Origin of the sequence: Vibrio sp. B1REV9 (genome assembly GCF_905175395.2) — a bacterium.
Classification (GTDB): domain Bacteria; phylum Pseudomonadota; class Gammaproteobacteria; order Enterobacterales; family Vibrionaceae; genus Vibrio; species Vibrio alfacsensis.
Genome location: NZ_HG992745.1, coordinates 1,621,177 through 1,646,006, shown reverse-complemented (window position 1 = coordinate 1,646,006; position 24,830 = coordinate 1,621,177). Strand labels below are relative to the sequence as shown.

Annotated in this window: 22 protein-coding genes and 1 pseudogene; 7 read left to right on the top strand and 16 right to left on the bottom strand. The window is 44.4% G+C overall.

Annotated features, from left to right (window positions below; translation table 11 throughout):
- Position 1: 1 nt before the first annotated feature.
- The 4 genes from KHN78_RS13085 to htpX form a co-directional block, all read right to left on the bottom strand.
- Positions 2-1,312, bottom strand: coding sequence for an NAD(P)/FAD-dependent oxidoreductase (locus KHN78_RS13085; protein WP_211916351.1), 1,311 nt, complete (start codon positions 1,310-1,312; stop codon positions 2-4).
- 11 nt (positions 1,313-1,323) lie between these two features.
- Positions 1,324-2,049, bottom strand: coding sequence for an SDR family oxidoreductase (locus tag KHN78_RS13080; protein WP_211916350.1), 726 nt, complete (start codon positions 2,047-2,049; stop codon positions 1,324-1,326).
- The gene (locus KHN78_RS13075) at positions 2,046-2,465 is read right to left on the bottom strand and encodes a nuclear transport factor 2 family protein (RefSeq protein ID WP_211916349.1); all 420 of its coding nucleotides are present in this window, start codon (positions 2,463-2,465) and stop codon (positions 2,046-2,048) included. Before KHN78_RS13075 ends, KHN78_RS13080 begins: the two co-directional genes overlap by 4 nt.
- A 226-nt stretch (positions 2,466-2,691) precedes the next feature.
- A complete protein-coding gene (gene htpX, locus KHN78_RS13070; RefSeq protein WP_128810625.1) occupies positions 2,692-3,561 on the bottom strand; it encodes a protease HtpX in 870 nt (289 codons plus the stop codon).
- Positions 3,562-3,865: 304 nt separating this feature from the next.
- Here htpX and KHN78_RS13065 point away from each other — a divergent pair, with 304 nt between their 5' ends.
- The gene (locus KHN78_RS13065; RefSeq protein ID WP_010449198.1) at positions 3,866-4,033 is read left to right on the top strand and encodes a hypothetical protein; all 168 of its coding nucleotides are present in this window, start codon (positions 3,866-3,868) and stop codon (positions 4,031-4,033) included.
- Positions 4,034-4,128: 95 nt separating this feature from the next.
- Here the strand turns inward: KHN78_RS13065 and bioD are convergent, their stop codons facing one another.
- From bioD to bioB, 4 genes are read right to left on the bottom strand one after another with little or no spacing between them, the layout of a single operon-like run.
- Positions 4,129-4,812 (bottom strand): dethiobiotin synthase, encoded by a 684-nt coding sequence (gene bioD / locus KHN78_RS13060; protein ID WP_211916348.1) that lies wholly within the window; start codon positions 4,810-4,812, stop codon positions 4,129-4,131.
- Entirely contained in the window at positions 4,809-5,615 is an 807-nt protein-coding gene (gene bioC / locus KHN78_RS13055; RefSeq protein ID WP_211916347.1) for a malonyl-ACP O-methyltransferase BioC, read from the bottom strand. Before bioC ends, bioD begins: the two co-directional genes overlap by 4 nt.
- The gene (gene bioF / locus KHN78_RS13050; RefSeq protein WP_211916550.1) at positions 5,615-6,766 is read right to left on the bottom strand and encodes an 8-amino-7-oxononanoate synthase; all 1,152 of its coding nucleotides are present in this window, start codon (positions 6,764-6,766) and stop codon (positions 5,615-5,617) included. Before bioF ends, bioC begins: the two co-directional genes overlap by 1 nt.
- Complete coding sequence (gene bioB / locus KHN78_RS13045; RefSeq protein ID WP_211916346.1) at positions 6,753-7,805, bottom strand: biotin synthase BioB; 1,053 nt, start codon at positions 7,803-7,805, stop codon at positions 6,753-6,755. The genes bioF and bioB overlap by 14 nt, the downstream gene beginning before the upstream one ends.
- A gap of 129 nt (positions 7,806-7,934) precedes the next feature.
- On the opposite strand from bioB, the gene bioA reads away from it, so the two are divergent.
- The gene (gene bioA, locus KHN78_RS13040) at positions 7,935-9,212 is read left to right on the top strand and encodes an adenosylmethionine--8-amino-7-oxononanoate transaminase (RefSeq protein ID WP_211916345.1); all 1,278 of its coding nucleotides are present in this window, start codon (positions 7,935-7,937) and stop codon (positions 9,210-9,212) included.
- A gap of 119 nt (positions 9,213-9,331) precedes the next feature.
- On the opposite strand, the gene KHN78_RS13035 is transcribed toward bioA, so the two are convergent.
- The 6 genes and pseudogenes from KHN78_RS13035 to lrp all read right to left on the bottom strand — a co-directional run bounded on the left by KHN78_RS13035 (position 9,332) and on the right by lrp (position 17,154).
- On the bottom strand, positions 9,332-9,598 hold the full coding sequence (locus KHN78_RS13035; protein ID WP_211916344.1) for a DksA/TraR family C4-type zinc finger protein: 267 nt from the start codon (positions 9,596-9,598) through the stop codon (positions 9,332-9,334).
- A gap of 196 nt (positions 9,599-9,794) precedes the next feature.
- A pseudogene (gene serS, locus KHN78_RS13030) lies at positions 9,795-11,101 on the bottom strand (serine--tRNA ligase).
- A 90-nt stretch (positions 11,102-11,191) separates the two neighbouring features.
- Positions 11,192-12,547 carry a replication-associated recombination protein A gene (locus tag KHN78_RS13025; RefSeq protein WP_317984248.1) on the bottom strand — a complete coding sequence of 452 codons (1,356 nt, stop codon included), beginning with the start codon at positions 12,545-12,547 and terminating at the stop codon, positions 11,192-11,194.
- Entirely contained in the window at positions 12,548-13,174 is a 627-nt protein-coding gene (gene lolA / locus KHN78_RS13020) for an outer membrane lipoprotein chaperone LolA (protein ID WP_211916342.1), read from the bottom strand.
- Between the two features lie 73 nt (positions 13,175-13,247).
- A complete protein-coding gene (locus KHN78_RS13015) occupies positions 13,248-16,508 on the bottom strand; it encodes a DNA translocase FtsK 4TM domain-containing protein (RefSeq protein WP_211916341.1) in 3,261 nt (1,086 codons plus the stop codon).
- Between the two features lie 151 nt (positions 16,509-16,659).
- The gene (gene lrp, locus KHN78_RS13010; protein ID WP_005437169.1) at positions 16,660-17,154 is read right to left on the bottom strand and encodes a leucine-responsive transcriptional regulator Lrp; all 495 of its coding nucleotides are present in this window, start codon (positions 17,152-17,154) and stop codon (positions 16,660-16,662) included.
- Between the two features lie 156 nt (positions 17,155-17,310).
- Between lrp and ald the strand changes: the two genes are divergently transcribed.
- On the top strand, positions 17,311-18,435 hold the full coding sequence (gene ald, locus KHN78_RS13005) for an alanine dehydrogenase (RefSeq protein ID WP_211916340.1): 1,125 nt from the start codon (positions 17,311-17,313) through the stop codon (positions 18,433-18,435).
- Between the two features lie 92 nt (positions 18,436-18,527).
- Here ald and KHN78_RS13000 read toward each other — a convergent pair whose 3' ends face one another.
- Complete coding sequence (locus KHN78_RS13000) at positions 18,528-19,724, bottom strand: methyltransferase (RefSeq protein WP_211916339.1); 1,197 nt, start codon at positions 19,722-19,724, stop codon at positions 18,528-18,530.
- 56 nt (positions 19,725-19,780) lie between these two features.
- Entirely contained in the window at positions 19,781-20,755 is a 975-nt protein-coding gene (gene cysB / locus KHN78_RS12995; RefSeq protein WP_128810614.1) for an HTH-type transcriptional regulator CysB, read from the bottom strand.
- Between the two features lie 346 nt (positions 20,756-21,101).
- Between cysB and KHN78_RS12990 the strand changes: the two genes are divergently transcribed.
- The 4 genes from KHN78_RS12990 (at position 21,102) to KHN78_RS12975 (ending at position 24,807) form a co-directional block, all read left to right on the top strand.
- Positions 21,102-21,866 (top strand): DNA repair protein, encoded by a 765-nt coding sequence (locus tag KHN78_RS12990; RefSeq protein ID WP_211916338.1) that lies wholly within the window; start codon positions 21,102-21,104, stop codon positions 21,864-21,866.
- Positions 21,867-21,999: 133 nt separating this feature from the next.
- Entirely contained in the window at positions 22,000-22,770 is a 771-nt protein-coding gene (gene miaE / locus KHN78_RS12985) for a tRNA isopentenyl-2-thiomethyl-A-37 hydroxylase MiaE (RefSeq protein ID WP_211916337.1), read from the top strand.
- 508 nt (positions 22,771-23,278) lie between these two features.
- Entirely contained in the window at positions 23,279-23,749 is a 471-nt protein-coding gene (locus tag KHN78_RS12980; RefSeq protein WP_211916336.1) for a YhcH/YjgK/YiaL family protein, read from the top strand.
- A gap of 338 nt (positions 23,750-24,087) precedes the next feature.
- Complete coding sequence (locus KHN78_RS12975) at positions 24,088-24,807, top strand: FadR/GntR family transcriptional regulator (protein WP_211916335.1); 720 nt, start codon at positions 24,088-24,090, stop codon at positions 24,805-24,807.
- The last annotated feature ends 23 nt before the right edge of the window (positions 24,808-24,830 follow it).

Sequence of the window (24,830 nt, the reverse complement as noted above, 5' to 3'; positions counted from 1 at the left end):
ATCACGCAGCACCTTTCTCAAAAGGAACGATATTTTGCTCGCGGTACTTGTCTTCTAGCCCTTTCACGACGTCAACGGCGCTTCGTACACCATCTTCATGAAAACCGTTGAACCAATATGCACCACAAAACCATGTGTTTCGTACACCTTGTATTTCTTCTTTCCGCTGTTGGGCTGCTATAGATTCCGTGGTGAAGACGGGATGATGATACGTAAAAGCGCGGAGGATCTTGCCTGATTCGATGGATTCAGAACTGTTTAACGTGACACAGAAAGTGTGCTCGGATCGTATATGCTGAAGAATGTTCATGTTGTAAGTCAAAGCCGGTAATCTTTGCTGCTCATCATTGCTCCCGTCCAGTCGGTAGTTCCAAGAAGCCCAAGCAGCCTTGCGTTGAGGGAGCACGCTTGTATCAGTATGCAGGATGACCTCATTAGCTTGATAAGCCATGTCGCCTAAAATGCCTTGCTCCACCGGGCTAATGTCACCGAGCATTCGCATCGCTTGATCACTGTGGCAAGCTAAGATCACATCGTCAAACCACTGCATCTGACCGTGAACCTGAACACCAACCCCTTTCTCGTTGCGAACGACTTTTTCAACCGGGCTGTTCAGACGAATGTTATCAGCAAAACCTTGAGTCAACGGCGGAATGTAAGATCGGGAGCCTCCTTTAATGACATACCATTGAGGACGATTGGTGATATCCAACAACCCGTGATTGAGGAAAAAGCGCAGGAAGAACATTAATGGGAACGCACGCATGTCTGCCAATGTCGAAGACCAAATCGCAGCCCCCATCGGCAAAATATAGTTATCAGTAAAAAATTCGCTGAAATGATGCTCATCTAAGAACTCCCCCAACGTTTGGGAATTCGAAGCCCCCTCACTTGCAAAAGCTTTAGCTAGCTTATTGAATCTCAAAATCTCGAAAATAAACCGATAGAACTTAGGGTTCGCCCAATTGCGTTTTTGTGCAAATAAGGTCGACACCGTATGACCGTTATATTCCAATCCGTTGCTGTCGTTTCTCACGCTGAAGCTCATTTGAGTCGGCAGCCCATCTACGCCAATCTCGTTCATCAAGCGAATAAAGTTGGGGTAAGTACGGTCGTTGTACACAATAAAGCCCGTATCAATGGCGTAATCCCGACCGTCGACGTTGACATCCACTGTTGCGGTATGGCCCCCAATATAATCATTGGCTTCGAATAACGTTACGTCATGGGCTTTATGCAAGTAATAACCACATGCTAGACCCGATATTCCCGTTCCGACGATCGCAATTTTCTTTCTTTCTACTGTATTCATGCTTTTTCCTCTTAGGATACGAGTTTTGCGGTTAACCGGGCTTGCCAGCTATAGGGAAGCAACGAGATCAAGCGTAAAATACCGGTAAATCTCGCGGGGAAATAAATGTGACTCTTGTTGGCGTTGAGTTGATTTCGAATTGCTTCTGACGCCTGAACAACTGAAACGATCATTGGCATGTCAAACGTGTTTCTATCGGTAAGAGGGGTTTCAACGAATCCAGGAAAAACCGTCACAACGTTGATACCTTTAGGCTTCAAATCGACAGCCAAGGTTCGGGCAAAGTAACTTACTGCTGCTTTCGATGCGCCATATGCCTCTGCTCTAGGTAAAGCCACTTCCGACGCAATAGAGCCGACAATGACAACGCGATGCCCTCGTTGAAACTGGGATTGACATGCTTCAACACAGTTTGCGATGCCAATGACGTTCACGTTCATTACTCGCGCCATAAGTTTCGCATCTACGACTCCGTTATCCATATACTCGCAGTCACCTGCGTTAAAAAACCAAGTATCTGGTGTGAATGGTAAGGTGGATAACGTTCTTATCGTCTCGTCATAGTCGGTCACATCGAAACGCAAGGAGACGATGTTATGTGATGTCTCTTCTAACTCAGACAGCACTTGTTGATTGCGCCCACAAGCAAGCACTTTCCATCCCTGTTTAGCGTAGTCCACAGCAAGCTGCTTCCCGATCCCAGAGGTCGCGCCTGTAATGAGGATCGCACGACTCATTGCCCCAACCTCTGCTTAATGGTTTTCACTACCGATCCAAGCAAAGGGAGGTTTTCATACAGCATTTCTCCCAAATCAAAGTAGTCTCGATGGTAAATCACCTGACCCTCATCAAATTTGAGATGCGATACCCCATTCACTGAAATCGGGGCGCCCTTTTGAAGTTTGGGATGCTGAAGATCCATCGTCCACGTTAAAAATCCAGTATCACCAACCTGTTGGTGGTCATGAATAGTAAAGTCACAACGAATCACATTGGTGTACAAAGATTGAAAATAATCAGACAGCGCAGGCCATCCCTCGAGGCGATGAGCGGCGTCTTCAAACACGACATCTTGATGATAAACCTCTTCAAGCAAGTGCAAATTCGCCTTACTTAAATTCTGGTAAATATTGCCAACTGATCGAATATCCATTTCAATGCTCCTACTTTTTGCCAGTAGTTGTACAAATTTATTATATGTACAAGATAGTTTAGCTAATAAAGTTGTACAAAATTATTTTTGTATAACTTTGTTTCTGTAACTTGATACGCAGTGGCGTCGCTCAGAGATCAACAGATACAAAAAAGGCTTGGTTAAAAAACCAAGCCTTTTCAGAATATTATTAGTTAGTATAGGCGATTACTTTGCAAAAAGTATCTTAGTACTGCTGGCTACGTAATGCCGCAATACGCTTGTCTAATGGAGGGTGGCTCATTAAAAGCTCTGTCATAGAGCGTTTACCGTTGATACCAAATGCCATCATAGTACCGTCGAGTTGAGATTCATGACTCATTTTCAAACGTTCTAATGCAGCAATCATTTTCTCTTTACCTACCAATTTCGCCGCACCCGCATCTGCGTAAAATTCACGATGACGGCTGTACCACATGGTTAGGAAGCTCGCTAGGAAACCGAATACCAGTTCAAGCACCATAGAGACACCAAAGTAAACCATCATGTTTGTACCTTGACCTTCTTCATCATCATTCGAAGCAACGATGTTTGCGATGAAACGAGACAAGAAGATAACAAATGTGTTTACCACACCTTGCATCAGCGTCATGGTTACCATATCGCCATTAGCAATGTGGCTGACTTCGTGTGCCAATACCGCCTCTGCTTCATCGCGCGTCATGTTATGCAAAAGACCGGTTGAAACCGCCACTAATGAATCATCACGTTTTGCTCCCGTGGCAAATGCGTTGATGTCAGCTGCATCATAAATAGCGACCGTAGGCATACCGATGCCCGCTTGTTGAGCTTGACGACCGACTGTTTCTAGCAGCCAATGTTCTGTTTCGTTACGCGGGGTTTCGATAACCATACCGCCAACAGAGCGTAGTGCCATACCTTTTGACATCATCAAAGAGATGAATGCACCACCAAAACCAAATACCGCAGCCATCACTAACAAGCCAGAAAGGCTGCCAGGTTGCATTCCAGTTACAGCGTAAACAATATTCAGAACAACACTAAGCACAAGCACTACGGCTAGGTTAGTTGCTAGGAATAACATAATTCGCTTCATTACTTTTCTCCGAGGAAGCTTATAGTTTTATGAAGCTCAAAATGGATTCGAGCTTCGTTGCGTTATAGATATAGTCTAGCGCGGTTAAAAACAAGGTTAAGCAATAAATTGCAACATTTGTTTTCGAGAATGAAATAAAACTTAAAATTAACTCGCTCTAAAAACAGTATGTTAGTGCCAGTATAGACTTTGGTCTTATTGTGCGACTATCTGTACGTGCTAGATTCAGCTTAGATGAACGATACGGGACGAGCTTTAAGGACAATAAAGCCGTTCCAAACTTCCATGTCTTGAGGGAAAAATCATGGTAGAAACTAACGACTATCAAATGGCTATCGACCTACTTTGTTGTCATCTAGGTATCTCAGAGGATGAGGCAAAACAACAACTTGGTATTTCAACTGACGCTCACATGTCAAAGCGCGTTGCTGAAACACAGCAAGCTTTGATGGGGCTTAGCCAAGAAAAATAAACTGAGCGTCGGATCTTACGATTAGACACAAAAGTTTACATGAGAAAAGGGCTGCATTGCGCAGCCCTTTTTGTATTTATTGAATCGCGAAGCCTTTAAGCGTTTAGCAACGGCTCAACGTTAATGTATTTGCCTAGATCTTTACGCTTCGCGCTTGGAATATAAGGGATTTCGCCAAGTTTAGGTGCATCAAGGCGATCTTCTAGCATATCGATAATCTCAGCATAATGCTCGGTACCAGGGTTTACTCGGTTTGCCACCCAGCCAACGAGATTCAAACCATCCGCTTTGATGATCTCTGCGGTTAACAGTGCGTGGCTCAAACAACCCAGCTTGATACCTACAACCAGAACGACCGGAAGCTGTTCTTGCTGTACCCAAGTCGAAAGGCTATCTGTATCTGATACAGGTACACGCCAACCACCAGCACCTTCAACAAGAACGATGTCTGATTGTTCTTTGTGTTGAGCGAGCTTTTCACTCAGCACTTCATATTTGATTTCTACATGTTCGTGCTTTGCTGCGATGTGAGGAGAAGCAGGTAATTCCAAAGCGTATGGATTCACATCGTCATAAGCCACCTCTAACGTAGCTGCATTTTGTAAATGCAACGCGTCAGAGTTTCGTAAACCTTCGGCAGTTTTATCACTGCCTGATGCTACTGGTTTGTAACCAATAGTATTTAATCCTTTTTCTGCTAATGCTTGCAGAATAGCTTTCGACGCTACCGTTTTACCAACATCAGTATCCGTACCAGCAATAAAAAAAGCATCAATCATAGATGTATTACTCCAAAACAAACCTGATAACTTGCAGGTAAAAGACCTTGATCGTTTCTAAATGCTTGGTACGCATGCTCAACTTGTAATAATGTGCGACGACTTGTCAAACCATGTGAGCGTCCACTTACGTGATTTGCACCAATGCCTTTGAGATCACGCATTACAGAAAACGCTGAATCATACCAAACTGTGATGGTGGTCAAGTCTAGATGATGGTTGTGGCACCAAGATTGCGCTAACGCAATTTTTACCTGATTGATGCTAACAAAGTTATTCACGTGTTGATATGTATCAATTTTTGACCACGCCTCACGCAACTCATACAGGGAACCATCCACTAATGTCGTAAAACATCCCTGCCCTCCCTCCTTTAAGACTCGGCGAATTTCTCTTAAAGGGGAACTCAAATCCACACACCATTGAAGCGCAAGACTCGAAAATACATAATCGAAACTATCATCATCAAACGGCAAATTCTCTGCATCAGCCAGCTCATAGTGCATTCGTTCCTCACCACAACGCTGCTTTGCCTTATCGAGCATAGCTTGAGAGATATCCGCACAAACAACTTCTGCTCCGCGTTCTCTCAGAAGATGAGAAAAATATCCAGTGCCACAGCCTAAATCCAAAATCCGCTTATTGGACAAATCGCTCGGGAGTTTATCGAGCAGGCGACATCCCACATCGCGTTGAAATGCAGCATGCTTATCATACGTTTCGGCAGCTTTACCAAAAGATGTGGCAATGGCTTCTTTATTCATATGATAATTTTCAAATGCTATACGTTGTGCATTTTCCATTATCGCTCTCCTAATGCTTGTTTTAAGGCGATTGAAAGCGTTTTTATTTGTTCTTTACTGTGATTTGAAGTGAGCGTGATACGAAGTCTTGATGTGCCTTTTGGCACTGTGGGAGGACGAATAGCCGTGACCCATATTCCGTTATTTCGACATAATTTTGCTACATTCAATGTTAATTCCGGCTCACCAATAACAAACGGTTTGATGGGAGTCTGCGTGTCGACAAAGCCGGATAATTCCCCCAGATACTCTTGGTAATACTGGCTAAGCTCTGTCAACTTTTCTCGACGCCACGACTGCTGCTGAACCATACTCACGGCATGTGTTAGTGCGTAGGCTTGGGCCGGTGGCATCGCGGTAGAATACACATGGTGTTTTGCAAACTGCGTTAAATAATCCCCAGTGCTTGCACCACACAAAATTGCCGCACCCGACATACCAAAGGCTTTACCGAAAGTAACGACTAAGATCTCGGGTTTGATATTCGATAACTCACAGGAGCCTCCTCCCGATTCTCCTAACACTCCGATACCATGCGCATCATCTACCGCTAACCACGTATTGGGCGCTTGAGTGACAGTAGCGATGTCTTTGAGTGGCGCGCAATCCCCATCCATACTGAATACACCCTCCGTCACAACCAAATGATTACTTTCACAATCAAGCATCGACTCAAGGTGTTTTATATCGTTGTGTTTAAAGCGCTTCATCTTCGCTGGAGATAACGCACCAGCCTCCATCAGAGAGGCGTGGTTCAATCGGTCTTGTATCAGTACGTCAGATTTATCTAATAACGTAAATAGTAGAGCTTGATTGGCACTGAACCCTGAGCCAAATAGGATTGCCCTCTCATAACCAAGCCATTCGGTAAGTGCCGCTTCAAGATTACTATGAGCTGCGCTAAATCCTGTCACCATGGGTGATGCACCACTGCCACTGCCGTAAACACTGAGCCCTTGTTGCCATGCATGGACGAGCGCCTGATCATTCGCTAATCCTAAATAGTCATTACTGGAAAAATTGATGTAGCGTTTTCCATCATTTTCCAAAATCGATTGGTTACCAGAAAACACCACATTCATGGTTCGGTTAAGCCCCGATTTTTTTCGCTCAGCAAGTGCAGACTCAATACGATTCTTAAACGCTGGCATCGTAGAACAAATCGTCTTTTGCTGGTCTTGCTGCGACACGCTCTACCACGCGATCGAGCAATTCGTTTTCTTCAATTTCATCCGGTTTTTGGGAGACCTCTTGACGGTTGATACCCAGTTTACTGAATAACATCATGTCTTTATCTTCTGATGGATTTGGTGTTGTCAGCAGCTTACAACCGTAGAAAACCGAGTTCGCTCCCGCCATAAAGCACAGTGTTTGCATTTGCTCGTTCATATTTTCACGACCTGCCGATAAACGAACAGCCGATTGAGGCATCATAATTCGGGCGACAGCAATTAACCGAATGAAATCAAACGGCTCAACATCTTCGACTTTCTCTAAAGGCGTGCCTTTGACTTTTACTAACATGTTGATTGGGACACTTTCAGGGTGCACTGGCAAGTTCGCCAACTCGACAAACAAACCTGCACGGTCATTCACACTTTCTCCCATACCAATGATACCACCGGAACAGATCTTCATACCCGCATCACGAACATGAGACAGGGTATTCAAACGATCTTGATAGGTGCGTGTGGTAATGATGTTGCCGTAAAACTCCGGCGAGGTGTCCAGGTTGTGGTTGTAGTAATCAAGGCCTGCCGCCGCAAGTTGATTCGCCTGATCTGGCGTTAACATACCAAGGGTCATACATGTTTCTAAACCCATCTCTTTCACGCCTTTGATCATGTCTGTCAAATGTGGCATGTCACGCTCTTTAGGGTTCTTCCACGCAGCCCCCATACAGAAGCGCGTCGACCCAGCATTCTTGGCTTTTAGCGCGGCATCCAACACGCGCTCAACCTCCATTAGACGTTCTTTTTCTATGTCGGTGGTGTATCGAGCACTTTGCGGACAGTACTTACAGTCTTCCGGACAGGCACCAGTTTTAATTGATAGGAGCGTACTTACTTGAACATGGTTGGCTTGTTGATATTGGCGATGAACAAGCTGAGCTTCAAATAGAAGATCCATGAAAGGTTTTTCCATCAGTTCTCGTACTTCAGCATGCGTCCAGTTATGACGAACTTCCACGTGTATTCCTTTAGTCACTTTTGTTGTTGTGTTGACAGTCTACTGAGTCTCGATAAACTGTCAACACAACAACAAATTGTAAAGTTTACACTTGCTTGTTTTTTAATCTACACATTATTGGAATAGCACATGGATCTCGCGTTCGATCGCCAGCACATCTGGCATCCCTATACTTCAACACTAACACCTCTGACCTGCTACCCTGTTGCTTCCGCACACGGTGTGTACCTAAAACTAGAGGATGGAACAGAGTTGATAGATGGCATGTCGTCATGGTGGTCAACCATTCACGGCTACAACCATCCACATTTAAACCAAGCCGCGCATCAACAAATTGATCAGGTTTCTCACGTGATGTTTGGCGGCATTACCCACCAACCCGCCATTAACTTGTGCAAAAAACTTCTTTCTCTGACACCAAGTAACCTTGAGCATGTGTTTCTTGCGGACTCTGGCTCTGTTGCCGTGGAAGTAAGCTTGAAAATGGCACTGCAATATTGGCATGCGAAACGCGAACGCAGACCAAAATTTCTAACTTTGCGACACGGCTATCATGGTGATACGTTTGCGGCCATGTCGGTCACCGACCCGGACAACTCCATGCATTCGCTCTACAAAGGCTTTCTACCTGAGCATATTTTTGCCGAGTCACCTGCATGCGGGTATTGGGATGAGTGGCAACCAGAAGACTTACAAGATTTCGAACAGGAGATCACACAGCACAGCCATGAACTTGCTGCCGTAATCCTAGAACCTATCGTGCAAGGTGCCGGTGGAATGCGTATTTACCACCCAGAATTCTTGAAAGGTGTCCGTCGGCTTTGTGATAAACACGGGCTATTACTGATCGCGGATGAAATCGCCACCGGGTTTGGTCGTACAGGAAAACTGTTTGCTTGTGAGCACGCCAATATTCAGCCTGATATTCTGTGCATAGGTAAAGCGCTGACAGGCGGCTATATGACACTCTCCGCCACACTTACTAGTAAGCATGTGGCAGACACAGTATGCGGGGGCGAGGCTGGTTGCTTCATGCATGGCCCAACCTTTATGGGTAACCCACTTGCTTGCGCCGTAGCGACAGCAAGTTTAGAGCTCATAGAACAAGGGGAATGGACACACCAAACAAAACAAATTGAAATGTTGTTTTCTGAGTTATTACCGAAGTTAGAGCAATACGATTTAGTTAAGAATACGCGCTGGCTTGGTGCTATTGGTGTAGTGGAAACCCATCGTCCCGTGAATATGGAAACCATCCAAGCTCTCTTTGTTGAGCATGGTGTTTGGATTCGTCCATTTGGCAAACTGATTTACATGATGCCGCCATTCATCAGTCATCCGAACCACATTGAGAAGTTGGTGAATGCCATTGATGCTGCACTTCAACGTAAAGATTGCTTTGCCTAATTCGTTCTCATTAAATTCAAAAAATATGTAGAAAAGATTAAAACAAGAACGGTTTGAGCATGTCACTCAAACCGTTTTTTGTCAGGCCACTTGTCTAATTATTAAATAGGTAATTACAACTATCGAAGTTGACTGTCTTTACTCGCTCGTCGATTGAATAATGCATGACGCTCAGACACCAGTTCTAGTGTGGATTGGCACTCGATACATAAACGAACGCCTTTCATTGCAGTTCGACGCGCATCAGGAATCTTATCGCCGCATTCATCACAGTAATGGGCACTTTCGCCCTGGTGGATACTGCACCGAACACGTGATATCTCATCGTCTATGGTATTTTGAATTTGTTGGCTGACGCTATCGTCATTTGCCCACCCTACGGCCATAAGCCCTCCTCGTTACTTGAATGAGAAAATCTACTTACCGTGGTAAGGTGGATGATTATATCGATTACAAATAGCAAAATAATTAGAGCAAATTCAAAAACACTATTACCTATTTGTAATAGTTAACCTTAACTCGACACTGATAACAAAAAACCCAGCACGGAGGCTGGGTTTTGGTGTTCTAACGATTAATAAATTAACCGATGTGCGTTGCGCCGCCCATGTATTTCTGGAGTACTGTTGGGATTGCAATGCGGCCGTCTGCTTCTTGGTTGTTTTCTAGGATTGCAACATGGTACGACCTACCGCTAGACCAGAACCGTTTAGCGTGTGCACAAGTTCAGGTTTCTTCTCGCCTTTACGACGGAAACGCGCTTGCATACGACGAGCTTGGAAATCACCCATATTAGAACATGATGAGATCTCACGGTATGTACCTTGAGCAGGAACCCACACTTCTAGATCGTAAGTTTTGTGAGAACCAAAGCCCATATCACCCGTACATAAAACCACTTTACGGTAAGGAAGTTCTAGAAGTTGTAGAACTTTCTCAGCGTGACCTGTTAGCTCTTCTAGCGCGTTCATTGAATCTTCTGGCTTAGTGATTTGTACTAGCTCAACTTTATCGAACTGGTGCATACGAATCAGACCACGAGTATCACGGCCGTAAGAACCCGCTTCAGAACGGAAGCATGGCGTGTGCGCTGTCATCTTAAGCGGTAGATCCGCTTCGTCAGAAATCGTATCACGTACTAGGTTGGTTACAGGCACTTCTGCTGTTGGGATCAAAGACAGCTTACGAGGCTCTTCATCGTTCACTTTTTCAACTAGTGGCTCAGTGTGGAAAAGATCTTTACCAAACTTAGGTAGCTGACCAGTACCAAATAGGCTGTCAGAGTTAACTAGGTAAGGTACGTACATTTCTGTGTAGCCGTGCTCTTCTGTGTGAAGATCAAGCATGAACTGAGCAATTGCACGGTGTAGACGAGCAAATTGACCTTTCATCACAATGAAACGCGCGCCAGTGATTTTAACTGCGCTTGCAAAGTCTAGACCGCCACCCATTTCACCTAGGTCAACGTGGTCTTTCAATTCGAAATCGTAAGTTTTTGGCTCACCCCAACGAGAAATCTCTACGTTGTCATTTTCATCTTTACCATCTGGCACTTCATCTGCAGGGATGTTTGGTACAGAAAGAGTGAACTCATCAAGTTGAGCCATAACTTGGTCAAGCTCAACTTTCTTCGCATCAAGATCGCTACCTAGCGTACCGATTTGTTTCTTGATTTCTTCTGCGCCTTCTTTATCGCCAGCCGCCATTTTCTGGCCGATTTGCTTGGAGATGGAGTTACGCGTGGATTGTAAATTTTCAACTTCTACTTGAATGGACTTACGTTGTTCTTCAAGTTTACGAATAGTCTCTACGTCTAGCTTAAAGCCACGACGCGCCAGTTTAGCAGCTGTTTCATCCAGCTCTGTACGAAGTAATTTAGAATCCAGCATTGTTAATCCTATGCTTTTTGTTGTGAAATCACGCGCCTTATCCGAACAGGCACGCTTTAAAATTTATCGAATAAATGTATCCAAAAACGCCTACTTTTCATAGCGCTTTTGTGGGCTATTTGCATCTAAAGTAGCCAAGTAATCTAACTTTTCGCCAATTTTGGTCTCTAGACCACGATTTGTTGGCTGATAATACTTACGTTCGCCCATTTCTGGTGGTAAATATTGCTCACCAGCCGCGTACGCCCCCGGTTCATCATGTGCGTAACGATACTCAGCACCATACCCCATGTCTTTCATTAAGTTCGTTGGGGCATTTCGTAAGTGATGCGGCACTTCATATTCAGGGAGGTTATGAGCGTCTGTGAGCGCTTGTTTCCACGCAACGTATACCGCATTGCTCTTTGGTGCACATGCGAGGTAGACAATCGCCTGAGCAATGGCACGCTCACCCTCAGCCGGACCAACTCTCGTAAAACAATCCCATGCAGAGAGTGCCACTTGCATTGCACGAGGATCCGCATTGCCGACATCCTCAGATGCAATCGCGAGTAATCGACGTGCAATATACAATGGGTCACAACCTGCCGCTATCATACGCGCCGCCCAATAAAGCGCCGCATCTGGGTTAGAGCCACGAATCGACTTATGCACGGCAGAAATCAGATCATACCAAATGTCACCTTTTTTATCGAAACGTGACACCTTTTCACCTGCCACTTCCGCAAGCAACTTTAATGTGATCTCTTTTTCGCCTTGCGCATTGTCTTCAGCCATATCATAGAGTAGCTCAAGATAATTAAGTGACATGCGAGCGTCACCGTTTACCAATTCAGCTAAGCGCTCAAGTACATTGTCAGCAAAGTGGGCTGGCGTATCACCTAAGCCACGCTGCTTATCATTGATAGCTTGATTGAGAGCTAATAAGATTTCATCTTTGTCTAACGAAGTGAGTTTATAAACACGGGCGCGAGACAATAACGCGTTATTCAATTCGAAAGATGGGTTCTCTGTTGTCGCACCAATAAATGTCACCGTGCCATCTTCAATGTGCGGCAAAAACGCATCTTGCTGTGATTTATTGAAGCGATGCACCTCATCCACAAATAGGATTGTACGACGGCCTGCCATTTTATTTTCACGTGCTTTCTCGATAGCAACACGAATTTCTTTCACACCAGAGGTTACCGCAGAAACACGCTCCACTTCGGCATTGGCATAATTTGCCGCGACTTCCGCAAGAGTGGTTTTCCCAGTACCGGGAGGCCCCCAAAGAATCATAGAATGAATATGCCCTGCCTCTAACGCACGACGCAGTGGTTTACCCGGCCCAAGAATATGCTGCTGGCCAATGTATTGTTCAATGGTTTCCGGTCTCATACGAGCAGCAAGGGGACGAAAATCATCGTCCCCAGAGAAATCTAACGTGTAATTACTCACTAGCAATTAGTTCCTTTGGTCATCCACTTCCACACCATCTGGGATTGTGAATGTAAATCTGTCTGCTTTAGGCTTACCGAGTTTTACGTTGCTGAACTCAAACAGGCCTTTTTGGCCATCTTGCTCAATCACATTGAACCCGTTAACCACACCCTTTGTATCAATATTAATCTGAAATTGACCTTGCGTGGAGTCAATTGCCGTTGGAACAAGGGTAAATTGATCGCCTTTTTGTGAAATCGTGTAATTATCCCAGTCGCTAGCGCGATTGCGGGTAAGCAAAACAAAAGGTGTTTGTTCGGTCGCTTGCGCTTGATCGTAGATACTCACTTGCTCAATAAACGGGCTGTAATACCACAACGACTTACCATCGGATACCAACAAGTTTTCATCTGGGAAAGTTGTGCTCCAACGAAACAGACTCGGACGAGCGATTTCAACTGAGCCCTCCCCTTCCATAATGGTTTCACCCTCTGGGCTGATCACCTGTTGCGAGAAGTCTGCACTGAACCCCTCATTCATCGCTAGACGCTTATTGAGTTCATCTTTTGCTGAAGCTGCATGTGCTGTAGAGAAGAGAGACAAGCTCAATACGAATACGGAGAAAAATGTCGCTGAAAATCGTTTTTTCATTCAAATACCTATCATTGGGCCAAAGACCTAAATAACTCACCTCATTTTGACTGAAGTGAGTTAGACAAGTTCATTAATCTTTTGGTGGCGCTGGCGCTAGAACTTCACGGTTACCGTTATGACCAGGAGCACTAACAATACCTTGTGCCTCGAGTTGCTCTACAATGCGAGCGGCGCGGTTGTAACCGATTTTGAAGCGACGTTGCACACCCGATACAGAACCTCTTCGAGACTGAACAACATGCTCAACAACTTGGTCGAACAATGGATCCATCTCTTCATCAGATTCCATTTGCTCTCCTGGGAGTAAACTCTCAGGGCCTTGATCACCACTGATAATCTCATCGATGTAGTTTGGTTTACCACGCGCTTTCCAGTTATTCACTACGGCATGAACATCATCATCTGAAGCAAACGCACCGTGCACACGCGTTGTGTGGCTAGAGCCAGGTGGTAAGTAAAGCATATCACCCATACCCAACAATGATTCTGCACCACCTTGGTCTAGGATGGTGCGCGAGTCGGTCTTGGTTGATACCGTAAACGCAACACGTGTTGGAATGTTTGCTTTGATCAAACCAGTAATAACGTCAACTGATGGGCGCTGAGTCGCAAGGATTAAGTGAATACCTGCCGCACGAGCTTTCTGTGCCAAACGCGCGATCAGTTCTTCAACTTTCTTGCCCACAACCATCATTAGATCGGCAAATTCGTCAACCACTACTACGATGTAAGGCAATTTTTCCAACAACGGCGGCTCAGTATCCATGCTGTCGCCTTCTTGCCAGAATGGGTCGTGAATTGGGTGACCAGCTTCCGCTGCCATTTTCAGCTTCTCGTTGAAGCCTTTCACGTTACGCACGCCCAGTGCTGACATCAGTTTATAACGACGTTCCATTTCTCCCACACACCAACGAAGTGCATTGGAAGCATCTTTCATGTCGGTTACAACTTCAGCAAGAAGATGAGGAATACCCTCGTAAATTGAGAGTTCCAGCATTTTCGGGTCGATCATGATAAAGCGCAGATCTTCTGGTGATGCCTTATAAAGCATACTCAAGATCATAACGTTCACACCTACCGACTTACCTGAACCGGTTGTACCCGCGACGAGTACGTGAGGCATTTTCGCGATATCGGCGATAACGGCTTCACCCGCGATATCTTGACCAAGCACTACCGTTGTAGGCGATGTCGCTTCTTCAAATTGTGGGCTGCTGATTACGTCAGAAAGATAAACCGTTTGACGACTCATATTTGGCAATTCTAAACCAACATAAGGTTTACCCGGAATCACTTCAACGACACGAACTGCCATTGCAGATAGTGCACGAGCTAAGTCCATAGACAGGCCTGAGATTCGACTTACTTTCACGCCTGGAGCCAAGTCCAATTCGAAGCGGGTGATCACTGGCCCTGGGTAAATACCCACCACATCCGCTTTGATCTTGTAGTCGGCCAGCTTTGTTTCCACCAAACGTGCAACTTGTTCAAGCGCTTCTCGATCAATGAAATTCTCGCGTTTTTCTGGATGATACAAGAGCTCTAGCGTCGGTAAAGGCTCTTCAGGCACCGGCAAGTTATGTTCTTTCTGTACTAAGAATGGGTTTTGCTGAGCGACCACTTTCGCTTGAGCATTCGAAACTAAGTTCTGGAATGCCGCCACATCCTGGTCACACTCTTGAACCTCTTCAATTTCTACCGCATTTTGAACAGGTTCAAACACGGCAGTCGGCGCTACAGGCGAAGAAGATGATGCCGTGTTCGACGCAGGCATAACGGGTGCAGTCATGGCTGATTGCGCAGACTCCTCAGAAGACGGCAATGACGAATGTAAATGTGATTCTGAAAATTGCTCAGTGTCAGCGACAGAAGGTTGAGAAGTGACTTCTGCTGGATGCAGTCGTTGTTCAGTGACATAGTCGTCTTCATCATCCAATACATCTAAATTTGATATCGTAGGTTCAATATGATGACTAGGTTCTGTTTGCTCACTGATCTGAGTTAACGCCTCTGGATCAATGGCAGGTTCATGCTGTGGCGCTGGCTGTTGTTGCACCGATTGCTGTTGTGCAGATTGAGGCGGCACAGATTGAAGCGGTGCATTCTGCCCATGATAAGCTTGTTCCGCTTCATACTGATCATAATCAGAGTAGTCTGGCTCATTCATGGACAACGGGTCGAGGTGTTGTTGATCGGATACAGACGCCACATACGGTGAGGAATGAGCCGGCGTCGATTGGATCGAGTGCTCGTGTGAAATACTCGGTGCAGCAAATTCGTTTACAGCTTGAGGCTCATTTAAAGGTTGCGACTCATCTGCCCAGTCGTCCGCTTGTTGCGCTGCGGCTTCAAGCTCTTCAATCGTGACGTTAAGTTGCTTAGTACGCTCAATGCTTGGGTCTACATTCCCCGCAATAGCGTGATATGCAGGAGCAACCGTAGGTTCTTGCTGAGGGACGTGTGCAGTCGCTTTCTGCGCAGAATTAACGCTCGCAGGCTGCTCTACTGCAGACTGAGGCACATAAATTGGGTATTCATGCGTCGTAGAAGCCTCTTTTGGCTCCTCTACCTCATAAGCCGTCATATGTGGCAATGGTTCATCATCAAGCTCATCGTTGACTCGCTTGGTAACAACTCTATCTTCTGCAAATGCATTGAGTTGAGGCTCTAACGTTTCTTGTTCTGTTCCACGCGCTTTATTCGTCACTGCTGCAATCACACTTAACGCACGATCACCTAACCACTCCACAATCGTCAACCATGAGATACCGGTAAAGAGTGTAAAGCCCGCGCCCCACAAAAAGAGCAGAACAAGCGTGGTGCCTAAGACATTCAACGTTGGAAGCGCAAGATTCGTCAGCACGTCACCAACAATGCCACCTGATGAGAAATACCAGATATCATCAAAGTTAACGTCTGCAAGGCCACAACTTGTCAGAATAAGGATGGTTAAACCAAGTAAACGCGTTCCCCAAAGCATGAAGTCAATAGGATCGTCTTCTGAACGCTTACGGCAAATCACCCAAGCAGCGATAGTGAGCAACACTGGTAATGGGTATGCGAGAGAGCCAAAAGTAAAAAACAAGGTATCGGCTAACCAAGCACCAAATAGACCGCCAGCGTTATTGATCTCTCCTCCCCAAGCGGTTTGGGACCATGATGGATCGGCTGGACTGAAAGTAAATAGCGCAACGGCAAGCAATATTGAGCTAAGAACGCCAACGATAAAGCAGCACTCTTTTAAGCGTTGGAAGCCATTTAGACGTGAAGACTGAGGCTCTTCACTCGTTTTAATGATCGTTTCGACTTTCTTTGCGTTCTCTTTGAACATAAATCAACTTGAATATGGGAATGAAATAGGGATAAACAAAACATTCCGAGCGGCATAAGCCGCTCGGTAAATTGATTTAACCATATCAAAGAGAAAAACCCAATGAATCTATCGCGAAAGCGGTAGGTTATTCCGCTTTCTTTGCAATAAATTAACGCGTTTTAATCACAAGCTGGTTAGTTTGCTTAACTTCTTCCATAACGACGTAGGTTCGAGTGTCATTTACGCCTGGTAGACGTAACAGTGTGTCACCCAATAGTCGACGGTAAGCCCCCATATCAGATACGCGGGTTTTTAGAAGATAGTCAAAGTCACCAGAAACAAGGTGACATTCTTGAATATCGTCAAGTTTTTGAACGGCTGCATTGAACTGTTCAAATACATCTGGCGCACCACGGTTAAGTGTTATCTCTACAAACACCAACAACGATGCATCAAGAAACTGCGGATTTAGTAACGCAGTATACCCAGTAATGTAGCCTTGACGCTCAAGTCTACGTACACGCTCCAAACATGGCGTTGGAGAAAGTCCTACACGTTTTGAAAGTTCAACGTTTGAAATACGACCGTCTTTCTGCAGTTCATTAAGAATGTTGCGGTCGATACGGTCTAGTTCCTTGGACGGCTTTTTATAGTTGTCTGCCATTTTTTATTCCACCTTATTACTTCCTTGCAAAAAAATATACTACAACTTTTTAATATTTAGTGCCAAATTTTACAATTCAACAACTATACTAGTTGTTAATTCGACAATAACACCCTACAAACAGTTAATACAACCATTTTAGAAAGAGGATACAGGATGATCATTGGCGTACCAAAGGAAATCAAAAACCACGAATACCGAGTGGGCATGATCCCAGCTAGCGTGAGAGAGCTTATCTCACATGGTCACCAAGTTTATGTTGAAACCAATGCGGGTGCCGGCATCGGTTTTTCAGACGATGATTACATCGCTGTAGGCGCATCCATTCTTCCTACTGCTGCTGACGTTTTTGCCAAAGCAGACATGATTGTAAAAGTAAAAGAACCTCAATCAGTCGAGAGAGCAATGCTCCGCGAAGGGCAGATTTTATTTACTTATTTACACCTAGCACCAGATTTTCCACAAACTGATGAGCTAATCAAGAGCAAAGCTGTCTGTATAGCCTATGAGACTGTAACAGATAATATGGGTCGTTTGCCACTGTTAGCACCAATGTCAGAAGTGGCAGGTCGGATGTCTATCCAAGCAGGTGCTCAAACGTTAGAAAAATCCCATGGTGGCCGAGGTTTATTACTCGGTGGCGTACCTGGTGTGGAACCTGCAAAAGTCGTCGTCGTTGGCGGTGGTGTCGTTGGTGCGAACGCAGCTCGTATGGCGGTCGGTCTTCGTGCTGACGTGACTATCCTAGACCGCAACGTCGATACACTGCGCAGACTAGATGAAGAATTCCAAGGTCGTGCTAAAGTGGTTTATTCTACTGAAGACGCTATCGAGAAGCATGTTCTAGAAGCAGACCTCGTTATTGGCGCGGTTCTTATCCCAGGCGCTGCGGCACCTAAACTAGTAACCAAAGAACACATCGCTAAAATGAAACCCGGCGCCGCCATTGTTGACGTTGCAATCGACCAAGGTGGTTGTTTTGAGACCTCTCATGCAACAACCCACGCCGATCCAACTTACATCGTTGACGAAGTCGTACACTACTGTGTTGCCAACATGCCGGGTGCGGTTGCTCGTACCTCTACATTTGCGCTCAACAACGCGACACTTCCTTACATTGTTAGGCTTGCAAACAAAGGCTACCGTGAAGCACTTCTTGAGGATAAAGGCTTCCTTGAAGGCCTAAATGTTATCCATGGGAAAGTGACTTGCAAAGAAGTTGCAGAGAGCTTTGACCTTGAGTATGTAGAGCCAGCACAAGCCATCGCAATGTTCAATTGATGACAAAGTAACACATAAATTGTCACGTTTTATTTACAAAAACCCACTTTTTAGTGGGTTTTTCATTTATATCCATTAAATATAAATAATAACTATTTCTTATATGAGTTAATTAAAATATTGCGAGGCGTAACACTTTTAGCGCAAAACTCTGTTAATCTAACACGATAACCACGTTCTTCAAGATAAAGTGCTTTATCCAATGCAAGCCAAATTTCCAGTGGACGCTGAAACACAAGTTGCACCAAACTTATGCGCTCCATGTGCCAAAATCGTTGCTCGGCCTCTCTCTCAAATTGTGCAAAATCTACATTTGCGGGTAACACCCAATCTTTCTGTTCTGCCGCCCAATGGCACAATGATTCAAACCCATCACTTAGTTGAGACTTACGAATGCTTGGAACCGCTTGGTATTCCTTAAATCCCAAAACTCGACGAGTCATTAGGTCAAATCCCAATCTAAAGATCATCTCTTGCTGACGATGACGGCGAACGCGTTCTCCCCCTGTGACGGTTTGCTGCAATGGAATGCGAAGCTCTGCCTTGGAAAGCAACAAAGATGATGCTCTACCCTGTTGCGACAAAGCTTGGTAGTGATTGCCTTGAATCAAATGATAACAACACGGCGAAATGGTCATCGCTGCGACGCCGCATTCACTGCCATACTGCATTAAGCGAACATGCAGGTCACCACACGCATGCAGCGCGACCGCGTGATGACTTGGTTTAAATACCGCCTTGGCTTGCAAATCAAATGCATCGCCTTGAATAAACGTCATCTTCCAATCATGTTCATCTGCCGCCTGTTGGCCTGCTTCACACAACGCCTGTTGAAATTCGAAACTCGTGACAGGTTCACCCGTTTGAGTGGTCAGAATTCGCCCTAAATACCCTTTTCCAGAACACCACTCAAGCCACTCTTCACCTTGATGCTGCTGAATGGCCGCCTCTCCCATCGCACTAATTTGTTCGAGTTTACGACCTGGAATACCACTGTCTAACCCGCGTTCTAAATGCAGACCGTTTAAAGGAAGACGCTCAAGAAGTGTCATCTCTGTAAGCAATTTGATTTCAGGCATCAAAGTGCTTACTTTTTCCAATACCTGCTCAGGATTTGCTTTAAGCGTTTCTATTTGAGAGGGGATCAATGATTCTAGCCAGTGACAAAGTTGCGGGTATTTTGCTTGCCATGGTAATGATGATTCAATGCTGCTTTTGAATGGCTCAAATCGCCACAATGATTGATGCTCAATTAAGCAATCATTAATGAATTGAAATCGCGTTTTCATAACTCCCCCTACAACTTGTGGTGGATTGTAGGAGGAATTGCAAATTGAATGAAGTGTTATCTGACTGGAAGCTCAATATCCTTAAACATCTCTTCTATCTCTGCATTAGATTTTAGAGAGGTCGCTTGCTCAACTACTGGGCGCGTTAAGTGAGGTGCAAAACGCTCCATAAAGTCATACATATAAGAGCGTAAGAATGTGCCACGACGGAACCCAATACTGGTGGTACTCGCACCAAACAGATGGCTTGCATCTATAGCAACCAGATCGCTGTCTTGGTCTTCATCAACCGCCATGCTTGCGATCACACCAACACCAATACCCATACGAACATAAGTCTTAATAACGTCAGCATCTGTTGCTGTGAATACAACACGAGGAGTTAAACCTTCACGGTTGAATGCGGTATCCAATTCCGAGCGACCCGTAAAGCCAAACACATAAGTAACTAATGGATAAGCAGCCAAGTCATGAATCGTAATGGTATGTTTCTTCGCAAGTGGGTGGTCTTTAGGCACAACGATCGAGCGATTCCAGTGGTAACAAGGCAACATGATTGCATCTTGGTACAGATGAAGGGCTTCTGTCGCAATCGCAAAATTCGCCGTTCCCTTAGCGATAGCTTCCGACATCTGTGACGGTGTGCCTTGATGCATGTGAAGCGAGACTTTTGGATAGCGCGCAGTAAAACCTTTAATCACATCCGGCAGCGCATAACGCGCTTGAGTGTGAGTGGTTGAAATATTAAGCGTCCCCATCTCTGGATGAGTGTGTTCACCTGCCACTGCTTTGATGCTTTCTACTCGTGCCAATATCTCTTGAGAAATCCGAACGATCTCTTCACCCGCAGGCGTTACTTGAGTGAGGTGTTTTCCACTTCGCTCAAAGACTTGGATACCGAGCTCATCTTCAAGTAAACGAACTTGCTTACTAATACCCGGCTGTGAGGTATATAAACTCTCTGCCGTAGCAGATACATTTAAGTTATGGTTCACAACTTCAACAATGTACTTCAGTTGTTGCAGCTTCATCGTAATCCCTTACTCATAATCAAAACAAAGACGACTGCTATCGTAAGGACTAACTTGCACAAAATACACGTAGCCACTTTCGATATAATGATAAGTTATAACGCTTTAGCAACGATATGAACAGTATTTTCTAACTTATAGCTTAAACACATACCAGAGCTTCCTAACTTATGCATTTCGCTGCACTTGTTAATTCAGATGAACACATCATGGTTCTATGGCAATTTAACCATTGATGTAACAAAACGTGTTTAGAGCAAAATAATCAAATAAATTTACTGCCGACTATGTCAAGTTTCATGTATTCTTGACCGCTAGCCGTAAAGTAACAAGCAGACGCAAAGACATGAATATTGGTTTAATAATTGCTTTGGTAGCCATACTACTGGTCCTGATCCTTGGCTATAACATTATGTTGCAGTACAAGTTGAAGATCGAAACCGCGAAACGACAGGAGTCGGCGCGCTATGTGGCCCTCATTGATGGTACAGAAGAGTTGATTGGCCATGCACACCATATTCCTTTCAGCAAGGAGTTACTGCTGTGTCTAAACAATCGCATTCTCGATGCTCTGGAGAGCATGCTTGATCTTGATCCAAAGAATAAGCAATTGTCCCAGCGCATCACGAACTTAAAACAGCAAATTGAACAGCTCAATGAAAACGGTCAAGATGGCGAAAGCACCAAGTTCAAACTGCCGAGCAGCGATAAGCAAGCCATCATGATGCTTAAACTGGTTAAGCGTCTGCGTGATACCATTCGCAATGAGCACAATAAAGGCCGTATTGATACGCAAACTTACGTCATCGAAAATGGACGCCTTGAAACTATTCAAATTCGCATCAACATTGAAAACGTCATTAAGCGCGCTAACGATTCGATTGCACGAGGCCAACCAGGCACCGCACTACAGTTGCTACGCAAAGGCATTGATGCGTTAAGCACAAAAAATGACCCTTACTCAATCAGAGCAAAACAAAAACTTGAAGAAATGCTTGGCGACTTAGATAAACGACGCCAAGACAAAAGTGATGCTGAAATGCAACAAATTGTCGATAAAGAGCGAGACAGTGATATGGAAGCACTCTTCGGTGAAAAGAAAAAGTGGTAAACTCCACACAAGCTTTCTGTCCTATCCCATTAAAGGCTGCATTTGCAGCCTTTTTTATATCTTAGTTTTGTGTCTTCGTGGATAGAACACAAGTAGGACAATCCAAATTCGAATGTAAAGTACTAATAATTAAATGATTAATCTCGACGCCTATCAGGACCTTTTGGCTCCAATTAACCAATTCTTACAGTGCAGCACCCCAGATGAATGGGTTGAACAAGCCAAAAAACCAGAAAATCTGCCAACCATTTTACTCGATCATCTGCTTTGCGAATTAAAAGCGGGTCAATCTGCTATGTTCCTCATTCGTAAATACGCAGTCGACAAAGCAAGCTCACATACCCTGCTCGATTGGTTCAAACCTTATGAAGATTTCGCTTACCGCAAAACAGGCTCATTAACGACGTTAAAAGGCAAAAGCAATATATCAAAATCGATCATGGCAAAGTCAGACTCGCCCTACAGCCAAGATCTAATCGACAAAATGGTATTGCTGATCAAAGAAGAGTTGCATCACTTCTACCAAGTACTGGAAATCATGGATAGCCGAGGAGTGGAATACAAAAACATTCCGGCTAGTCGCTATGCAAAGACGCTCATTTCCCACATGAAAACACATGAGCCAGACACTCTCATTGATAAACTCATTATCGGTGCTTATATTGAAGCGCGTTCTTGTGAACGTTTTGCGAAACTGGCGCCACACATGGAAGAAGACATCGCTAAATTCTATGTCTCTCTGCTTCGTTCAGAGGCTCGTCATTACCAAGATTATTTAGTACTAGCGGAGCAAATTGCAGGTAAAGACATCAGTGAAAGAATAGCTTACTTTGGACAAATAGAAGCAGAGCTGATCTCAACACCGGATTCTGACTTTAAGTTTCATAGTGGTATTCCAGCCTAGTCACAGTCTATTTGATCGCTACGTAATCAAGACCCACTCTTCAGAAATACAACGCCGAGCATTCCAAGCTCGGCTTTAATAATATAAAACAGACTACAGTGGTTGAACTCATTTTCTCAGTGAGTTACTACTCTTTTATACCACCACTCAAAAAATAAGATCCCCTATCGAACAGAATTTCTGGAAAGTCAGTACGTATTCCACGAATCGCTTATAAAACGCCATAAAAAAGAAACTATCCGTTCAATTTCGATAGCTCTGAAAGCGTAAATTCAACTATTCAAAGGCCTTAGCGGTATACAATGATAATTTGAGTACTGCGTCAAATTTATGGATATTCTCGACAGGCTCAATTAGTAATACAATACCATTATTGTATGCCATCGGACTCGTAATGCTTCCAAGTAGTGAATTGTCTGTCACTCGTTTAGCTGCGACATAAACTGAATAGAAAACTCATCACTGAACAATGAATCAGTGATTAATTAGATGAAGATTGAGGATCATTGTGATTAAAGGAAATTTGTCTAACGTAAGCAACTGCCCTGAGCTACCACACAAATTGTTAGAGGTCATTAATGTGGTTAAAGCACAGCTCAATAACACTATTGAGAATGGCCGATACAGTATAAAGGGAGAGGATGTATTCTTTTTCGTTGTAGATGATCATACTCAATCATTGCAAGAACGAAAATCAGAGTGCCACCGAAAATACGTAGATGTACAAATACTCCTATCAGGAGAAGAACGGTTTGGCTACAGTTTAGAATCTTTTGGCAGCATTGCTGAAGATAACTTCGAATCTAATGACGTGGCATTTAGCGAGGATATCATTGACGAAAAATTTGTCGATCTACAGCCATTAGACTTTGTTGTTTTTACTGTACAGCAACCTCATCGTCCTCTTGTTGCTATAAACCAAGCAATGGCAGTGCGAAAAGCCATTATCAAGGTATCTAACGATTGGTTGGCGGCATAGTTCACTACTTCCAACAAACAAAAAACCAACAAGACTTCTACCAATCACAGTGCATAAGTGACCAGAGTGCTCACCAAAAACGCACTAGCTAAGACGACTAGCTATTTTCTACGATTGGCGCCACTAATATTAATCTTCAAATCCCCAAGTCAACTTACATTCCAAGTGACTTGGGAACAAATCAAAACCCACTACATTGGGACCTATTTGCTTTGGAAACCAACAAAATGTTGTTCTAGATGCACTGATATAAGACACCTGCATCCACTTGGTACGAGAATATTCAAGTGTTATAGTAGTGATTAAATAATACATTTTTAACAATTAAGTGAAGATTTATGGCTAACGAATTTCGCTCTATCTCTGGCTCGAAGCGCAGCCTTCATGTGCAAGTAGCACGTGAAATCGCACGTGGAATTTTATCAGGAAAACTGCCTCAGGGTTCAATTCTTCCAGGCGAAATGGCTCTATGTGAGCAATTCGGTATTAGCCGCACAGCCTTGCGTGAAGCAGTAAAGTTGCTAACCTCAAAAGGACTACTTGAGTCTCGCCCGAAAGTGGGCACTCGCATTATCAATCGTGAATACTGGAATTTTTTGGACCCCCAACTAATAGAATGGATGGATGGTCTCATCGATACAGATAAGTTTTGTGGGCAATTTCTTGGCTTGCGACGTGCTATCGAGCCCGAAGCCTGTGCACTTGCAGCAATTCATGCGACAGCGGATCAACGCATAGAACTCTCTGAAACTTTTCAACAAATGGTCGAAGTAGCAGAGGCAGATGAATTCGATCAAGCACGTTGGATGGAAATAGATACACGTTTTCATAGCCTGATCTTCAAAGCTACAGGAAATGATTTTTACCTCCCCTTTGGTAATATATTGAACACCATGTTCGTTAACTTTATTGCGTATTCATCTGAGGATGGTAATACATGCATAAAAGAACACCGTCAAATTTACGATGCGATAATGGCGGGCAATGCAGACAAAGCGCGTCTAGCATCCACAAACCATTTGTTAGATTCAAATCATCGATTAGCTGCAATTAGCTAATATTTCCTGCCCTCAACTTTCAA